10 protein-coding genes are annotated in these 17,297 nt (G+C 59.1%); 7 read left to right on the forward strand and 3 right to left on the reverse strand.

Annotation, left to right across the window (positions count from 1 at the left end; translation table 11 throughout):
• Positions 1-253 precede the first annotated feature (253 nt).
• The 3 genes from SH410x_RS08190 to SH410x_RS08200 all read left to right on the forward strand — a co-directional run bounded on the left by SH410x_RS08190 (position 254) and on the right by SH410x_RS08200 (position 5,313).
• Positions 254-790 (forward strand): response regulator, encoded by a 537-nt coding sequence (locus SH410x_RS08190; protein ID WP_473676030.1) that lies wholly within the window; start codon positions 254-256, stop codon positions 788-790.
• 219 nt (positions 791-1,009) lie between these two features.
• The gene (locus SH410x_RS08195) at positions 1,010-3,817 is read left to right on the forward strand and encodes a c-type cytochrome (RefSeq protein WP_473676031.1); all 2,808 of its coding nucleotides are present in this window, start codon (positions 1,010-1,012) and stop codon (positions 3,815-3,817) included.
• A 2-nt stretch (positions 3,818-3,819) separates the two neighbouring features.
• Positions 3,820-5,313, forward strand: a complete 1,494-nt coding sequence (locus SH410x_RS08200) for a DUF7133 domain-containing protein (protein ID WP_473676032.1) — start codon at positions 3,820-3,822, stop codon at positions 5,311-5,313.
• A 228-nt stretch (positions 5,314-5,541) separates the two neighbouring features.
• On the opposite strand, the gene SH410x_RS08205 is transcribed toward SH410x_RS08200, so the two are convergent.
• Positions 5,542-7,200, reverse strand: a complete 1,659-nt coding sequence (locus SH410x_RS08205) for a CehA/McbA family metallohydrolase domain-containing protein (protein WP_473676033.1) — start codon at positions 7,198-7,200, stop codon at positions 5,542-5,544.
• A gap of 154 nt (positions 7,201-7,354) precedes the next feature.
• Between SH410x_RS08205 and SH410x_RS08210 the strand changes: the two genes are divergently transcribed.
• The 4 genes from SH410x_RS08210 (at position 7,355) to SH410x_RS08225 (ending at position 15,561) form a co-directional block, all read left to right on the forward strand.
• Complete coding sequence (locus SH410x_RS08210) at positions 7,355-8,371, forward strand: DnaJ C-terminal domain-containing protein (protein WP_473676034.1); 1,017 nt, start codon at positions 7,355-7,357, stop codon at positions 8,369-8,371.
• Between the two features lie 41 nt (positions 8,372-8,412).
• Positions 8,413-9,807 carry a basic secretory protein-like protein gene (locus SH410x_RS08215; protein ID WP_473676035.1) on the forward strand — a complete coding sequence of 465 codons (1,395 nt, stop codon included), beginning with the start codon at positions 8,413-8,415 and terminating at the stop codon, positions 9,805-9,807.
• Positions 9,808-10,172: 365 nt separating this feature from the next.
• A complete protein-coding gene (locus SH410x_RS08220; protein WP_473677269.1) occupies positions 10,173-14,594 on the forward strand; it encodes a PVC-type heme-binding CxxCH protein in 4,422 nt (1,473 codons plus the stop codon).
• A 55-nt stretch (positions 14,595-14,649) separates the two neighbouring features.
• Positions 14,650-15,561: an NHL repeat-containing protein gene (locus SH410x_RS08225; protein WP_473676036.1), complete on the forward strand. Its 912-nt coding sequence runs from the start codon at positions 14,650-14,652 to the stop codon at positions 15,559-15,561.
• Positions 15,562-15,711: 150 nt separating this feature from the next.
• Here the strand turns inward: SH410x_RS08225 and SH410x_RS08230 are convergent, their stop codons facing one another.
• Together SH410x_RS08230 and SH410x_RS08235 are read right to left on the reverse strand one after the other, a co-directional pair.
• Positions 15,712-16,098, reverse strand: a complete 387-nt coding sequence (locus tag SH410x_RS08230) for a nucleotide pyrophosphohydrolase (RefSeq protein WP_473676037.1) — start codon at positions 16,096-16,098, stop codon at positions 15,712-15,714.
• Positions 16,095-17,288: an FG-GAP repeat domain-containing protein gene (locus tag SH410x_RS08235; protein ID WP_473676038.1), complete on the reverse strand. Its 1,194-nt coding sequence runs from the start codon at positions 17,286-17,288 to the stop codon at positions 16,095-16,097. Before SH410x_RS08235 ends, SH410x_RS08230 begins: the two co-directional genes overlap by 4 nt.
• Between the last annotated feature and the right edge of the window lie 9 nt (positions 17,289-17,297).

Below are 17,297 nucleotides of genomic sequence, written 5' to 3' on the forward strand. Positions count from 1 at the left end.
CCCCAGCAATGGGTGATGGCGTTCGGTGGCAGCCCGGTGGTCTGCCACCGCTCGCGAATCGGGTTGGCCTTGAAATGGTCCTTGAACTGGAATGAAAGTTGCTCCACATTGGCCACTGGATGGTGACGTCTCGACAGACGGCAGACACCTGGTCGCGCAGACACCGAGTCACCCACTCACCCAGACACTCGGGTCCCCCCCGCGTCCCCTCCTCCCCCCCCCGCGTCGCTCCCGCCCCACAATGTACGGAAACATGAACGAAAAACCTGTCGCACCGCGATGTGTGATCGCCGACGATATTCGCAGTTCGCGTGAAATGCTCAAAAGGTGGATGCGTGAAATCGGTTTCGAGACACTCATCGCATGCGATGGGGAGCAAGCTTGGCAGCACCTCAAGCGTGTCCCCTGCGACCTGCTCATCACTGATCTCGCGATGCCCGACTTGAGCGGTTTGGAGCTAATCCGCCGACTGCGAAGTGATCGCGATCCGCAATGCAGGCAATTGCCGGTAATCATCATCACCAGTTTATCGGACGAAATGATGGGTAGCGTTGCAGAGGAATTCGAAGCCACCACGATCGTGATCAAACCGCTTGAGAAAAAACTCGTGCTCGCCATCGCCAGGAAACTCCTGCGAGGAGAAACGGTCGACAAACTCTTTCAATCGGGGCAAACGGGAGGCTGTGGCACGACCGGTATCTCACCTTCGCTCCGCAATCTCATCGAGAAAGCGAAATCGTTTCCAGACGTTGGCGATGGACCGAAGGTGGTGCCGCCCGAAGGTCTTTGACCGGCAGAATCCGACCACGTGGCTCTTGTATGGTAGGATGAGCGGGTCACGTTAGCTGCGAAAATTCGATCTAAGCACCTGCGCATCCGTTCTTGGATAGAACCCCGAAATTAGCCGATGGGCGTTCGTCCCGGTTACCGCGTGAAGCGCGGAGTGTTTCGAGAACCGGGGGTAACGTCCATCGGCAAATTCAACACGGGAACTTCTGCACAAGTGCTTATGAGTTTTTCCACTTTCATTACACGAGCCCCTGTGTGGCTGTTGGTCGTTCTCATGGCGGAGGTTTCGTCAGCACAAACGCTGTCGGAACATTTGAAAGCCGAGCCGGCGCCAACCCTTGCCAGCGACTCTCGCCAGCATGGAGACGCCGTTCGCGGCTCCATTCTCTACACCAGTGCGAAGCTGGCGTGCACCCAATGTCATGCAACTCGCGGCGACGACCTTGTCGGTCCGAATTTGACGCGACTGGGCGAATCGATTTCCGACGTTGACATCGTCCAATCCATTCTGCGGCCGTCATTGTCGATCCGAAAGGGTTATGAAACGACGCGGGTTTTGACCGTCGATGGCGAGATCCTTACTGGCCGGATCGTCCACGAGAGCGACGATCACCTGACCCTGCAGCCGGCGGCACCGGGTGCATCAGCGATCACGATCAAACAGACGGACATCGATCAGAAGTTACCCACTGAACAGTCCGCGATGCCTGACAACGTGATCGATCAGTTGCAGAATCGTCGCGAGTTCTTGGATCTGGTTCGCTACGTGATGCAGCTCACCGCGACGGGGGCCTCCGGATCACCGGGTGCCGCCCATCCACCGGTGAGCCCGATGGCACACGGGCAATCGCTTCCGCCTACGTTACAGGGCGTTGTGTTGCTCAACGAATTCAACTGCGCCGCATGCCATCACAACGACTTGCCGCAGATCACAACCGCCGCCAAGCAGGCACCCGATTTGGCTTGGTCGGCTGATCACGTTGACCCACACCACCTGTTCGAATTCATCGCTGCCCCCCACACCACGAAGCCCGGCACGATGATGCCCGACGTGATGATGGAACTCAGCGACGAGGATCGGAAGTTAGCGGCCATACAGCTCACGCACTACATCGTGTCGCTCGGCGAGCAACGCTTTGCTCGACAAGACATTGACGCGTCCGCCGCAGAACGCGGGTCGGCACTGTTCCACTCCGTCGGCTGTGTTGCCTGTCATTCGCCTCGCGACGAGACAGGCCGCGCGACGCTGTCCGACGATTCGGTACCGTTGGGACGCATCCCCGAAAAATACAGCGTCAAGTCGCTCTCAGAGTTTCTTGAGAACCCGCACCAGGCGCGTCCGTCCGAGCGGATGCCGAACATGCGTTTGACGCACTGGGAGGCGACGGACATCGCGAACTATCTATGTCTCGGCGGGGCGGATCCTTCCCGCGAGGTGTTTGAACTCGACCGCGACTTGGCAGCGCAGGGCCGAACTCGCTTGCACGAACTCCGGTGCGTGCAATGCCATACCGGGCAACGTGAGAAGTCGCTCATTGATGCTCCACCGCTGTCTCGCGTCCATCCAGATCGCGGTTGCTTGTCCAATCGAACCGGTAACTGGCCGCGATTCGATCTCACGGCCGAGCAACGCGACGCGCTGCGAGCAGCCATTTCTCGGCCTCGCACGAGGCTGACCGACAACGAAGAAATCTCAGTGACGCTGACCGCGTTTCGATGTTTGAATTGTCACAGTCGCAATGAACTCGGTGGCGTGGCAGCCCAGCGGGATACCTATTTCCAAACAACCAATCCGAACTTGGGACCGCAAGGACGTATTCCACCCACGCTGACCAACGTCGGGGCCAAACTGCAGCCGACATGGCTGCGGCAGGTGCTCATCAGTGGTCGAGCGATTCGACCCTACATGCGGACACGGATGCCGCAGTATCATGCTGACAATGTCGCCCACCTTGTCGACCAGCTCTCCGCAGCGGACGAATTGCCGGCGATCGATTACGGAACGTTTTCGGACGAGAAAGCCGCCCGTCAGGTGGGCGCCCAGATGGCTGGCACGGACGGGCTAAACTGCATTGCCTGCCACACCTTTCAGCTCAAAGAATCCGCCAATATGCCGGCGGTTGATTTGACCGAGATGGCGGAGCGGTTGCAGAAGAAATGGTTCTACCACTACATGCTGGACCCACAGAAGCTGAGTCCGAATACGGTCATGCCAACATTCTGGCCGAGTGGACAAGCGATGCGAGCGGACATCCTCGAGGGCAATACCAACGATCAAGTCGAAGCGTTATGGAGATACTTACTCGATGGACGACAAGCCGCGACGCCGCGTGGTTTGATCCGGGAGCCGATGCGGTTGCTGGCAACCGAGGAAGCCGTGATGCTGCGTCGCGCCTACCCGGGCATCGGTAAACGAGGAATCGGAGTCGGCTATCCCGGCGGTGTGAACATCGCCTACGACGCGGAACAAATGCGTTTGGCGATCATTTGGAAAGGAGTCTTTGCCGACCCCGCGGGTGTATGGCGGAGCCAGGGACACGGGACCGTACGACCGCTCGGTGACAACGTCATCCGGCTGGCCAGTGGCCCCGAGCTTGAGGACCCTGATGTGCCTTGGGGTCCCGACGACGGCCGCCCACCCCACTACCGATTCCGTGGATACTCGCTCGACGATTTACGTCGCCCCACTTTTCGCTACTCATTCGGTGAGATCGAGGTGAGCGATTATGTGGTCAATGACGTTGATGCAACGGGGGCCACTCCGATCCTGCGCCGCACGATCACACTGGTTTCCCAAGACAACGCCAAGCAGGTCGCCTTTCGTGTCGCCCGTGGCGAATCGATTGAGCGAGATGGGGAGGATTGGTACCGCATCGATACCGATTTGCGAGTGCGTCTCGGTGGCGGGCAGCGGATGGAAATTCTCGAGAATCTCCCAGGCGAGCGATCCTCACGAGAGTTACGCGCCCCGCTCACGGTTTCCAAAACACCAATCGTACTGACCCTTGAATACATGTGGGGAAAATAAAGTTGCGTTACCTGATAACTCTATTGATCGTATTCGTCCCACTCGCGATCGTGCGAGCCGAAACGCTGGGTGAGTATTGGGGGACGGCTGAACAGGAATCGAAGTACTACCGCATCGTCGAAATCCCCTTGCCCGCAGAAGCGGCGATCGAGGCGGGCTGTTTCGAAGTCATACCGGACGGCCGGCTCGCGATTGGCACTCGACGGGGCGATTTGTATCTCGTTCGCGGTGCCTTTGCCGAAAACCCGCAACCCGAGGTTTCCCTGTTTGCAGCCGGGCTCGATGAATTGATGGGAATGTCGTATCGGGACGGTGCATTCACGGTCACGCAGCAAGGCGAAGTGACCCGGATTACGGACACCGATAACGATGGCCGCGCCGATAACTTCGAAACGCTGAGCGATGTCTGGGGGTTTCGAAATTACCACGAATTTGCATTCGGATCCAAACCCGATCAGGACGGCAACACGTGGGTCGCCTTATGTCTATCGGAGTCGTACAACTCCAAGGTCCCCTTTCGCGGTTGGTGCCTCAAAGTCACACCGGAGGGAAAAACGATCCCGGTCTGCAGCGGTATCCGCAGCCCCTGTGGTGTTGGAATGAATGAACACGGCGTGATGTTTTACGCCGAGAGTCAAGGCCCCTGGAACGGTTCCTGTTCGCTGAAAGTATTGCAACCCGGGGGCTTCATGGGGCATCCGATCAGTTTCAATTGGTATCCGCTGGCCAACGAGATGACCGACGGAGAAATGGGGGCCGAGCCGATCATTCCACACACGCCCTCGCGATTGGAAACCGAACGGGCGCGAGTTGACGAGCTCGTTCCCTACGCGGTTGTTTTTCCGTATATCAAAATGGGACGTTCCATCTCCGGGTTTGTCGTCGATCGCAGTGGCGGCAAGTTTGGACCGTTCGAGAATCAAATCTTCATTGGTGACTTCAGTTTAAGCGTGGTCATGCGGGCGACAACCGAGCAGGTCAACGGCGTGTGGCAGGGTGCGTGTTATCCGTTCCGCGAAGGCTTGGCGACGGGATTGCTCGCGTGCGCATTCACCCCCGAAGGCGACTTGATCGTCGGCGGCACCAACCGCGGTTGGCCTGTTCGCGGTCCGAGACCGTTCGCGGTCCAGCGATTAGACTGGACGGGAATCGTGCCCTTTGAAATCAAAGAAATCAACGCGCGGCCCGATGGTTTCGCGATCACGTTTACCTTGCCCGTCGACCGCGAGGTGGCGTCGGACCCTCATTCCTACGACCTGACGACGTACACGCACATCTATCGACAGGCATACGGCAGTCCCGAAGTCGATCACACGACGCCCAGGGTTCGTGCCGCCAAGGTTTCCGCCGATGGCTTGCAAGTGCATTTGGTCGTCGACGGCCTCGTTCAAGGTCACGTCCACGACTTTGATCTGAATGCGATCCGCTCCCGCGATCACGCCGAACTCGTCCATGACAATGCCTATTACACCCTCAACGAGATCCCTCGCGATTGAACCGCGTCGGGCGATGGATGATCCCGCGGATGGCCGATCAGACGCCGCAGGAGCCGATGCCGATGCCGCAGCAGTCGATTGAAGACCTAGCGGTGTGTTGATTTCATGAGCCGAGTCGCGTGAGCGGCCGGGTGGCTCGCGCTGCCCGATGCGTTATGGCATTCGGCTCACGATTGCCGGTCGGACTTCGACTCAATCAACAGCCTGCTAGGTCGTTCTCGATCGTTCCTATTTCGTGTTGGCGTTTTGGAGGCGTGCTGCCCAGAATTCACGGGCCGAACGGATGAAGGGCGCGTAGGCATTCAAGTCAGCGGCGGGCTGGGAACGTAGGTGCGTTTCGTAGTCGGCGAGCCAGTTCTGAAAGACCTCGACGCTGCTACGTGAGATGCGGCGTTGGCCATCGACCTCGAAATACCACGGGGCGGTCGTGGCGGCGCGAAAATGATCTTCGTATAGCGTCACCACTCGAATCACCGCCCAGCCAGACCGTGTGATGCGTAGCGGTGGGATCTTGCCGCCCGCTTGGGCGTACTCATCAAGTTTTGCTGAATAATGAATTTGGCCGTTGTAGATCACCTCCAAATAGTCGACGGGGTCTTGAACCGTGAGGGTCAGCTCAGCCGTTAGCAAAGCGGGGGTGCTCGAATCGACTTTAAAAACATGTCCCGGCAGTTCGCCACCAAGATTAGCGATCAGCAGCGGCCCATTGGTCGCAAAACTACGGCCCGACCAAGCTCCCGACCACCACTGGGCGGCCGCATCCACGGGCTGAGTGATCGATGTGGTGGGGTCGGTGGTATTGCCGGCAACATAGAGGCGGTTGTATCCGACCGGATGCAAACCGCCGCCATCACCGCTGCCGGCCAACGGCGCGAGTCGGAATCCGGCATCAAGTAATTCCCAAGTGATCTGCTCAGCTTCGCGACCAAGTGATTTCGCCGTCCGCGTCACCTTGGTGGGAAAGGGGCGGCCGGTTTTGGTCTGGATCTGCGAACCATCCAACCGCAACCAATCGCCGAGCACAAAGCAACCGTCAATCTGATCGCTGGCGAGGTAGACCGGTAGCGGCCATGCGAATGGATCTTCAATCGCAACTTTCACTTCCCCGGTCGCATCTCCAGGTTGACTGCGTCGCTGTGATGCGAGCGTGGCGAGTTGTTGCAGGGCGACCAGGTCAGCGTCAGGGGACGCCGGTGATTGCGAAGTTGGTTTGGCTGCCTCGCGATGGTTCGCGAGATAGAATGCCAAGCCGCCCGTCGCTTTGACATCGTGGCGAATCCACAATGGATCGCTGAGCGGTGGTAGTTCATGTCGGTCGCGTTGACCCCGCAATCGGGCGATTTCCTCTTCGGGGTTTGGATCACCGTCGAGCGCGCCGGTGGCACTGCCGGTCATTTTGCCTGCGACCGTTGCGGCGACGTGTAGGTCCTCCGCGGTCATGCGTATCGGCAAGCTTTCTCTCGACCAGGGAACGAAGCAGTCACCGCTCGTCCAACCGAGTTGCTGCATGTCCAGGATGCGTGGTAGGGCGAACAGGTGTTCGTCCGCACTCGTTTTTTCGATGGTAGAATTGCCCGCGATGACCCGGTACTCCGGACCGCGTGAGACGCGAAACTCGTACGCTCCCTCACTCAAGGTCAATTTGGTGGGACCGTCGATGGCAAAGCCGAATCCCGTTTCGACCGTGGTTCGGCCCGGCAGGGGCTTGATCTTCCGGAGCCGCTTCATGCGGCTCGCGGGGCGTCCGAGGCTACTGGCGATTGTCGGGCGAGTCAGTTCAATGCGGGCCACCGTCGGCGTCCCGTCGGCCTCGTCGACGGCAGAAATGGTCCATTTTCCTTCCGCCGCCCACGCCTGTGGGCAGACCGATAATAGGCCTAGAAGCACAAATGCGATCGCGGGGCGCTGCGTAGTTGGTTTGCATTTTGCTACAGTCTTATTAGCGATGGCGGCGATGCCAATTTGACAGATGCGCCTCACATCGCGCCATTGCCCGTTTTTTTCGCCCGTTCGACGTTTCCTACTCTGTTGATGACACACTGTGGCTGAAGACCTTTATCAAACGCTTGGAGTCTCTCGCGACGCGGACAAGACCGATCTGCAAAAAGCCTATCGTAAACTGGCCCGCAAGTACCACCCGGACATGAACCCGGATGACAAAGCGGCCCAGGAAAAATTCAAACGCGTCCAGGAAGCCTACGAAGTCTTGGGGGACGATGAAAAGCGGCCTGCGTACGATCGCTATGGCGCCGATTTCGAAAAAATTCGCGGCGGATACCCGCCTGGGGCTGGTGGGGCCGGACCGGGAGCCGGAGCGGGCCCCTCGTTTGACGGCCTGGATCTCGAGCAGATTTTCGGTGCCGCCGGCCGCCAAGGCGGTGGCGGTGGCGGTGCGAGCGGTGGTTTTGAAAACGGCTTCAATGATTTCTTTGAACAGATTCTCGGCGGCGGCGGGGCCGGGCACCGTGGCGGAGCCGGTCCGGGCGCGGGCCGATCGCGAGCAGCGGCGCCGCCCCAGCGTGGTGCGAACGTTCGCTTCGAGCTGGCGATCCCCTTCGAAAAGGCCATCCTGGGCGGGAAAGCGGAATTCTATCCCACAGGCACGGGCAAAAACGAGAAACTCTCGGTAACCATCCCCGCAGGCGTGGAGGATGGTGCCAAGATCCGATTGCGAGAACAAGGCCATCCAAGTCCCGGCGGCACTCCCGGCGACTTGATCCTGATCATTAAGATCGATCCCCATCCGTACTTCGATCGCAAGGGAAAGAACCTTGAACTCGAATTGCCGATCACCGTCGGCGAAGCGGCGATGGGTGCCAAAGTCGATGTGCCGACCCCCAAAGGCACGGTCACGCTGTCGATCCCACCACGCAGCCGCAGTGGTAAACGGCTGCGGCTGAAGGGCCACGGGGTGCAATCTGCCAAGGGTGACCCCGGCGACATGATTGTGGAACTGCAGATCCAACTGCCTGATTCGATGTCGGATGCGGCAGTCGAATTGTTGAAACAATTCGAAAGTGAGCAACCGTTCGAGCCACGCAGCGGCTTGAAGTTTTAAGCCGAGTGTGGCACTCCCTGCCTCTTCGCCCCGCCCCCACCATGCTCCACCGCATCCTCGTTGTTGCAGCCACGATTGTCGTCTCACTGCCGGCGGTTCGGGCGGCGGAGACGACCGTTACGATTGGCCGACAGCCGGGGCAGCGAGCGACGGCTGAATTTCAATTCCCCAAAATCGCGGCACCCGTCCAAGGTGACGCTGCCTCGCGGGGGACGTGGTCGGTCGTCTCGGGGAGCCCTGATCCAGCGGGAGCTGGGCTGGGAAAACTCAGTGATGGGCAGCTGCCTCGATCTGCAGATCAACCGAGTGAGAATTTCTTTTTCGCGCCCGCCACCGAGGGCGGCCGGCTAAGGCTCGATTTGCACCAGTCGGTCAATATCGCACAGATCCGCTCTTATTCGTGGCATTCCGGTGACCGCGCCCCGCAGGTGTATACCGTATTTGGATGCGCTCCTCAGGGCATCGATTCGGGACGCCAGCATGCTTCCGATGACCGAGGCCTGCCGCTCTCGCCAGCCGCGGGGATCGATCCCACTTCGTGTGGCTGGACCAAGATCGCATCGGTCGATACACGTCAGGGTAACCGCGAGCGTGGCGGTCAGGTGGGCGTCCAAATTGCGGCCCATGACGATGCAGCCCACGTGCAAGGAGTCGGGCACTACCGCTACTTGCTATTTGACATCCAGTCGACGCGGCCCAAGGGGCGATTTTCAAATACGTTTTTTAGCGAGATCGATGTTCTCGAAAGCGGCGATCAAGTCAGCCCTGCGAAACCTGTCGTCACGCAGGGGATCGAAACCTATCCCATCGAGGATGGCAAATACACGTTTGTCTTGGATACGTCAGAGTGTCCTGATTTGACTCGCTGGGCGGACCAGGAACTCTCGCCCGTCGTGCGATCGTGGTATCCCACGATCGCGGCGCTGCTGGCCAGCGAGGATTACGAGCCGCCACGACAATTTCAAATTCGCTTCAGTGCCTCGATGGATGGGGTGGCAGCGACCGGCGGAACGCAGGTGACGTGCTCGGCCGATTGGTTCCGTCGCAACTTGCAGGGGGAAGCGAAGGGAGCGATCGTGCACGAACTCGTCCATGTCTTGCAGCAGTACGGGAACGCCCGCCGGACCAACCGCCACGCGATTCCGGGCTGGGTCGTTGAGGGCATTGCTGATTACGTTCGCTGGCACCTTTATGAACCCGCAGCGATGGGCGGTGGCGTGTCCGGGCGGCGTCCAGCCAGTCTGAAATATGACGCCAGCTACCGGGACACGGCCGCGTTCTTGGCCTGGGTGATCGCCCATGGCAGCCCTGATTTGCTCACCCAACTCAACGCTGCGGCGCGAGCGGGACTCTATTCCGACGCGTTCTGGAAAGAGACGACGGGAAAAACCGCCGACGAATTGGCTGCCGCCTGGCATCGCGATCTCGAGAAATAGTCGATCGGTGGCTTCGCCCGTCGCGAGGACCGGTGCTCCGTTCAGCTGGGAGCCGCTGCCGGACGGGCGGCACCATTTACGACGAAGCGGATCCTATCAGATACAATGATCGTCTTCGATTCGGTTCCCCGTCGGTGGCATGCACACTTCGGTTCAGGCCTGATCGGCGTCGGTCACGGACAGGTTCAGGCTCACGGCGGCGACTCCACGGAAGATCCGCAAGGTCGACTCGCTGTGTTAAAATCGGAACGGCCTGCCACCGCATTCAATCTCATCCCCACTTTTCCCGATCGGGCTCCATGATTCGAATTCCATTTTCCGGGCGCGTCACCGTCGCGCGCGTGACATTATGTCTGGTTGCATTGATGTCCGCGGGGGCCAATCTGTCCATGGGAACCAGAGCGTCAGCGGAATCCACTGCTGCGTCTGCTGATCCGGTCAAGGTGTTGTTTTTGGGTGACCACGGGCATCATCAACCCAAAACCCGCTTCGACGAGCTCGCTCCGGTGCTCAAAACACGCGGCATCGAGCTGACATACACCGACGATTTGTCGGACATGAACCTCGAACATCTGCAGCGATATGATGCGTTGGCGGTGTATGCCAACATCGATGCGATCGGTGACGACGAAGCCGCTGCCATCCTGCAGTATGTGACAGAGGGCGGAGGATACGTGCCGCTGCATTGCGCCAGTTTCTGCTTTCGCAATCATCCTGAGCTCGTCGCGTTGACCGGCGCCGAGTTTCAGCGTCATGGAACCGGCGTGTTCCGCACAGACATCGCCGAGCCCGACCATGAGGTGATGAAAGGTTTCGGTGGGTTTGAGAGTTGGGACGAATCCTATGTGCATCATCTGCATAACGATCAGGATCGCACGGTGCTCGCCTATCGCACCGATGCCGAGGGCCGCGAGCCCTACACATGGATTCGAACCCAGGGCAAGGGCCGCGTTTTCTATACCGCATGGGGACACGACTCGCGCACGTTCACCAACCCGGGATTCCAAAACCTTGTTGAACGTGGGATCCGCTGGGCCGCTCAACGCGACCCGCAAGCGGCCGGCGATTTCCTCGCTGACCAACCCTTCCCAGTACCCGCGATGACCTCAATCCCCAAGGATCTCAAGCCCTTCGAGTATGTCGACGTCGGCAGCGAGATCCCCAACTACCGCCCGTCGACGAAGTGGGGCGTGCAAGGCAAACCGCTCAGCTCGATGCAAAAACCACTCGAGCCCGCCGAGTCGATGAAGCACATGATCGTGCCCGAGGGGTTCCATTTGGAACTTTTTGTTAGCGAGCCGGACCTGCAGGGCAAACCCATCTGCATGGCGTGGGACGAACGCGGCCGACTGTGGGTCGCTGAAACCCTCGACTATCCCAATGAACTCCAGCCGCCCGGTGAGGGCCGCGATCGCATCCGTATCTGCGAGGATACCGATGGCGACAACAAAGCCGATAAGTTTACGGTGTTTGCCGAAAATCTCAGCATCCCCACCAGCATTGCGTTCGTCGAGGGCGGTGTGATCGTTCAAGACGCCACGCGAACGCTGCGTTTGGAAGACACGGATGGCGATGATGTCGCCGATGAACAAGAAGTCATCGTCACGAATTGGCGGCTGGGCGATACCCACGGCGGTGTCAGTAATTTCCAGTACGGCCTGGACAACTGGATCTGGGCGATGCAGGGCTACAACGATTCACGCCCCGAGTCCCAGGCGGATCCCGATGCCGCGATCCAGCGTTTCCGACAGGGGTTCTTTCGCATGCGTCCCGATGGTTCCGACATCGAATTCATTCGCTCGACGAACAACAACACGTGGGGGCTTGGCATTAGCGAAGAGGGATTGATTTTCGGTTCGACCGCCAACGCGAACCCCAGCATCTACATGCCGATCCCGAACCGCTACTACGAGCGCGTGCGTGGTTGGACGCCCTCGTTGACGCTCTCATCAATCGCCGACACGTACCAATTCAAGGCGATCACTGACAACGTTCGCCAAGTCGACCAGTTTGGTGGCTATACCGCCGGTGCGGGGCATGCCCTGTACACGGCTCGAGAATATCCGCAGGAATATTGGAATCGCGTCGCCTTCGTCAACGGTCCCACCGGTCACCTAACAGGCTCGTTCGTGCTCCAGCCGGACGGGACAGACTTCCGTTCGACCAGCCCGTTCAACTTGCTCGCTAGTGACGACGAATGGACCGCGCCGATCATGGCCGAGGTCGGGCCCGATGGTCACGTGTGGGTGATCGATTGGTACAACTACATCGTCCAGCACAACCCCACACCGCAGGGGTTCAAAACCGGGAAGGGTGCCGCGTACGAGACGAAACTGCGTGATAAAAAACACGGGCGGATCTACCGAGTTGTTGCCGATGGTTCGAAGCCTCGACCCATTACCAACCTTGCTGAGGCCTCACCCCATGAATGGGTGGCGGCGCTCACGGATCCCACCCAGTTGATTCGCAAGCACGCTCAGCGATTGCTCGTCGAACGAGGCAATCAAGATGTTGTTGAGGACTTGATCCAGCTCGTCAGCGACCGCAGCACCGATGAGATTGGGTTGAACGTGGGCGCGATCCACGCGTTGTGGACTCTGCATGGACTCGGTGCTCTTGAGCAACCCGGGACGACTGGCAGGGCCGCCTCGAGTGCACCGGGAGCTGGTCCCGATGCACTCGAAGCCGCGACCGATGCACTGGTCCATCCATCGGCGGGCGTGCGTCGCAATGCTATTGCGGTATTGCCGCGAGTTCCTGCATCAGTCGACGCGATCCTGGCTGCTGGGGTGTTGACCGATCGAGCCCCTCAAGTTCGCCTGGCAGCACTCCTGGCATTGTCTGACCTGCCTGCGACACCGGCTGGTGCAGCAGCCTTGATCACCGTCGCGGGCAATCCCGCCGATATGGCGGATCGCTGGTTGCCGGATGCCCTCACCAGCGCCGCGGCGAACAACAGCAGCGAATTCCTGGCATCGCTGGCAGAGGCGGAAACGCTGCCTGACCCAGCCTACGAGATCATCAGCCGTGTGGCGGAACACTATGCACGCGGCGACGATGTGCACGATGCTGCCGGGGTCCTCGCTCGACTCGGCGGCGCCGACCGACGCGCACTCGACGCTGTTCTGGCCGGCCTCAGTCGGGGCTGGAAACCCGGTCGATCGGTCGAACTGACCGCGGACACCGAAACGGAATTGACAAGCATGTTCGACCAGCTCTCACCTGGATCACAGGGGATCTTTGTGAAACTGGTGACCCAGTGGGGTAGCAAGAAATTCGCCCAGTTCCAGATGGAGATCGCCGAACGATTGCTCGACACGGTCGGCGATGAAGACGCCTCGGATCAGGCACGCGTCGACGCTGCCTCACAGGCTGTTGAATTCATGAATGATGATCCTGGGATCGTCGAAAGTTTGCTCGACGAGATCACTCCGCGAACGCCACCCACCGTCGCACGCGGGATCATTGCTGCCGTTGGTGCGAGCCAATGGGAAGACGCCGGCGGCGAACTCGTCGGTAAACTCAATGCGATGACACCGGGGCTCAAACAAGCCGCGATCGTCCAACTGCTGCAACGCCCCACGTCGACGATGGCCCTGCTCGCAGGGATCGAAAGCGGAGACATGCGATTGGACGAGTTGGCCCTCGATCAACGCCAAGCACTCAATGCTCACCCGAACGCAGACGTCCGCGCCCGGGCGAAAGAACTGATGGCCGGCGGGGGAGCACTTCCGAATGCCGACCGGCAAAAAGTTCTTGACCAGTACACCGTCGCGACCACGAACACCGGTGACGTGGCCCGGGGCCAGGAAGTGTTTAAAGTGAACTGCTCGAAGTGTCACGTGCACGGTGAGATGGGGTCCGAAGTGGGGCCCAACCTGACGGGCATGGCCGTGCATCCCAAGACCGAATTGCTGACGCATATTCTGGACCCGAGCCGCAGTGTCGAAGGCAACTTCCGGGCCTACACCGTGCTCACTGTCGACGGTTTGGTCCTCAATGGTATGCTCGCGTCGGAGTCCAAGACCGCGATCGAGTTGTTCGATACCGAGGGGAAGAAGCAGAGCGTGCTGCGGGAAGACATCGAGGAGCTCGTGATGTCGCCCAAGTCGATCATGCCGGAAGGTTTTGAAAGTGCGATCACGCCCGAGCAAATGACCGATCTGCTGGAGTTTTTGACGCACAAGGGTCGCTATGTCCCGGTCCCGCTCGGCCAGCAGGCCACCGCGATCAGTACCCGGGGCCTGTTCAGCAGCGGTGACAATGGCCCAGACCGGTTGGTGTTCTCGGACTGGAAACCGAAACAGTTCAAGGGTGTTTCCTTTGATCTGATTGATCCCTTAGGCAAAACGAAACCCAATATCATTCTGCTCTACGGACCGAACTCACCGAATTCGGCGCGGATGCCCAAGTCCGTCTCGCTGCCGTGTAACACACCGGTGACGGCGATTCACCTGCTCAGCGGCGTGAGCGGTTGGGGATTCCCGTACGACGATCAAAAGACGGTCTCGATGATCGTGCGGCTGCATTACGCCGATGGAAAAACCGAAGATCATCCCCTCCAAAACGGTGTTGAGTTCGCGGATTACATTCGCCGCGTCGACGTGCCCGGCAGCGAGTTCGCATTTGGACTCGAGGGTGGACAGCAGGTTCGCTATCTGTCCGTGCTCCCAAATCGGACGGAAACGATCGATACGATCGAATTGATGAAGGGTCCCGATCGCAGCGCGCCGATCGTGATGGCTGTCACCATCGAACCGCTCGCCGAAAAAGATCAGAAGCACTAGAAAACCATAACGTCCTTTCCCCACCCCCTCTCCTTTCACTCTGCTAATTATCAACATGAGCCGTTCACCGTCGATCTTTCAGCCTAGCTGCCTTGCGTTCACGGTTGCTGGTTTGGTCCTTTCCCTTGCGTTCCTCACCGCTCCGGTGCAGGCTCAAGAGGCCGACGCCAGCAACGAATCGGGTGCCAGTGATTCCTCCGAAACACCCGCTTATCCGCTGGCGGTGGCGATCGATGGCGACGACATCTACACAGTGGACTTGGATTTGCCGGGGGTCTGGAAAAGCGGTGTGGGCGATGATGCCACGACGCAGCTTTATGTCGCCGGTTCAAAATTGCTCCGCAAACCGCTCAATCGTCCACGCTGCATCGTCATGCATCCCGAGGGCGGCATTCTGGTGGGCGATTCGGCGACTCGCGAGGTCTACCATATCGCTGCGGCCGGTGGTGAGCCGCATGGGTTAACCGATGGCAAGATTGGCATCCCGATGGCGTTGGCACTCAGTGCCGATGGCAAGACGCTCTACGTGGGTGATGCGGAAAAACGGGCGACTCTGAAACTACCTATCGGCGGCGGAGATCCTGAACTGGTGGCACGAGTGAACGCACGCGGACTCGCGTTCGACCAACAGGGGAGCTTGTGGGCTGTCACTCCCGACGCAGATGCCGTGGTGAAAATCGATGTCGAAACGGGAGACATCGAGAAAGTCGTCACCGACCGCCCGTTTCAATATCCCAATGGTCTCGCCTGGGCCGGAAGCGATGGAGGCTACGTCACCGATGGTTACGGGCATGCGATTTGGAAGTTCACCGCCGACGGCAAAACAGAAAAATGGCACGAGGGTGATCCACTCGTGGGTCCGGTGGGGATCGCCGTGACAGACCAATCCATTTTGGTTGCCGACCCAAAACAAAAACAGGTCTATCAGTTCGACCGCGAAAGCAAACAGGCGAAACCGCGACTGTAATCGGTGGGCACCGAGGCGGTTGATGGAGTGGTATTGGGCCGGCATCGGTGGGCCGAATGCTGCCGTGAGCCCAATGTTGGCATGGGGGAACCGAACGCTGGCAAGGGGCATCGGGTGACGTGCGTCACCCGGACGCTTACGCGTCTCGACTCAATCGTCAGCCGGCGAGGGCAAATTGTCGACCAGTTTCGGATTGTTCTGGTGCCGGTCCCGGTCGCGATTCGTTTTCTTGGCGAGGTTCTTTTGCAAGGCGTCCGTCAGGTCGATACCGGATTGATTCGCCAAGCAAATCACGACAAACAACACATCGGCGAGTTCATCCGACAGTTCCCCGGACTCCTCGCCTGGTTTGCTGGATTGCTCACCATGGCTGCGGGAAAGAATTCGGGCGACCTCACCAACCTCTTCCATCAATTGCGCAAGATTGGTGAGTTCGTTGAAGTATCGCACGCCAATGGTTTGAATCCAATCGTCGACACGGCTCTGCGCATCGGCGATGGTGAGTGACTCAAGTACCTTCGGCGGGACACCGCTCATGGTTTGGCGAGCAACAGATAGGTACCGCTTTTGCCTGCGACGGCGATGTCCATTCGGTCGTCCTGATTGAAATCCTCGACAACGACTTGCAGCCCGGTCCCAACTTGCCCTTCATCGATGATGTGTTTCGTGAACGACTTGGTCTCGGGGTTCCATCGATACCAGTACAAACAGGGGACTTCTTTGCCGCCAGGATCGTTCCCGTTGTGGGCAAAGTATCGCTTGCCGGTGATCAGATCGGGATTGCCATCACCGTCGAGGTCTTTCCACGTCAGGCTGTGGGGTTGGGAATAGCTCCGGTCAATCAAGTGATCGACCCATTGGATCGTCCCGTCGGCATCCGATGCGCCCTTGTTCTCACGCCACTGGAGACCGAAGTTGTGGCCATTTCCGTAGATCAAATCATTGTCACCGTCGCCGTCGAGGTCGGTCACGATCATCGGCAGGCTCGCATCGAGGCGCCAGTCCGCGTGATACTCCCAGGGGCCCGCCCAAGGGTCTGATGCGGGTTGTTCGTACCATCCAGTACCGACGAGGATGTCTTTGCGTCCGTCCCCGGAGATGTCCCCCACGGCAATGCCGTGACCGTTTTGAGGACCAAGGACTTGTCGTTGAACTTTGTAGGCGGATGAGACTTTATCTTGGTCCGCTTCGCCCGCGGGAGACTCCTTCGGCACCAAGCGCCAGACAACCATTGGCGTGTCTGGTTTCCAGCTATTGACGATCCATTCCAAGTTCCCGTCCCCATCAACGTCTTCGAGCAATTGGCCCTCGTTGGCGGAATCTCCGGTGTCGACGAGCAGGTGTTGATCCCACTGTTGTCCCAGTCGAAGCCGCTCCTCACCTGGGTTGCGATACCAATTTACCTGGGTTGGCAAGAACGAGCCTGCGATGACGTCGAGGCGTCCGTCGCGGTCGACATCGAATAGATAGTCACCGTTGCTTTGCAGGTAACCGTTCCAGTCATCGATATTTCGCAGTGGCCGCGGTGCCCAATCGCCATTGCGAAACCAATTGCGACCGGCAACAACATCGAGTTTGCCATCGCCATCGACGTCGCCTGCAGCAATCCCTTCGTTCGCGTCCACGGTGAGCAATCGCACATCGAACTGCAACGGTTCCGCAGCAGACAGCGGCAACATGAGCCAACCAGCGATGGCGGCGAATGAGGAAAGGCGAAGTGATAACATACAATCGAT

The sequence above is a fragment of the Rhodopirellula sp. SH410 genome, from assembly GCF_055811895.1.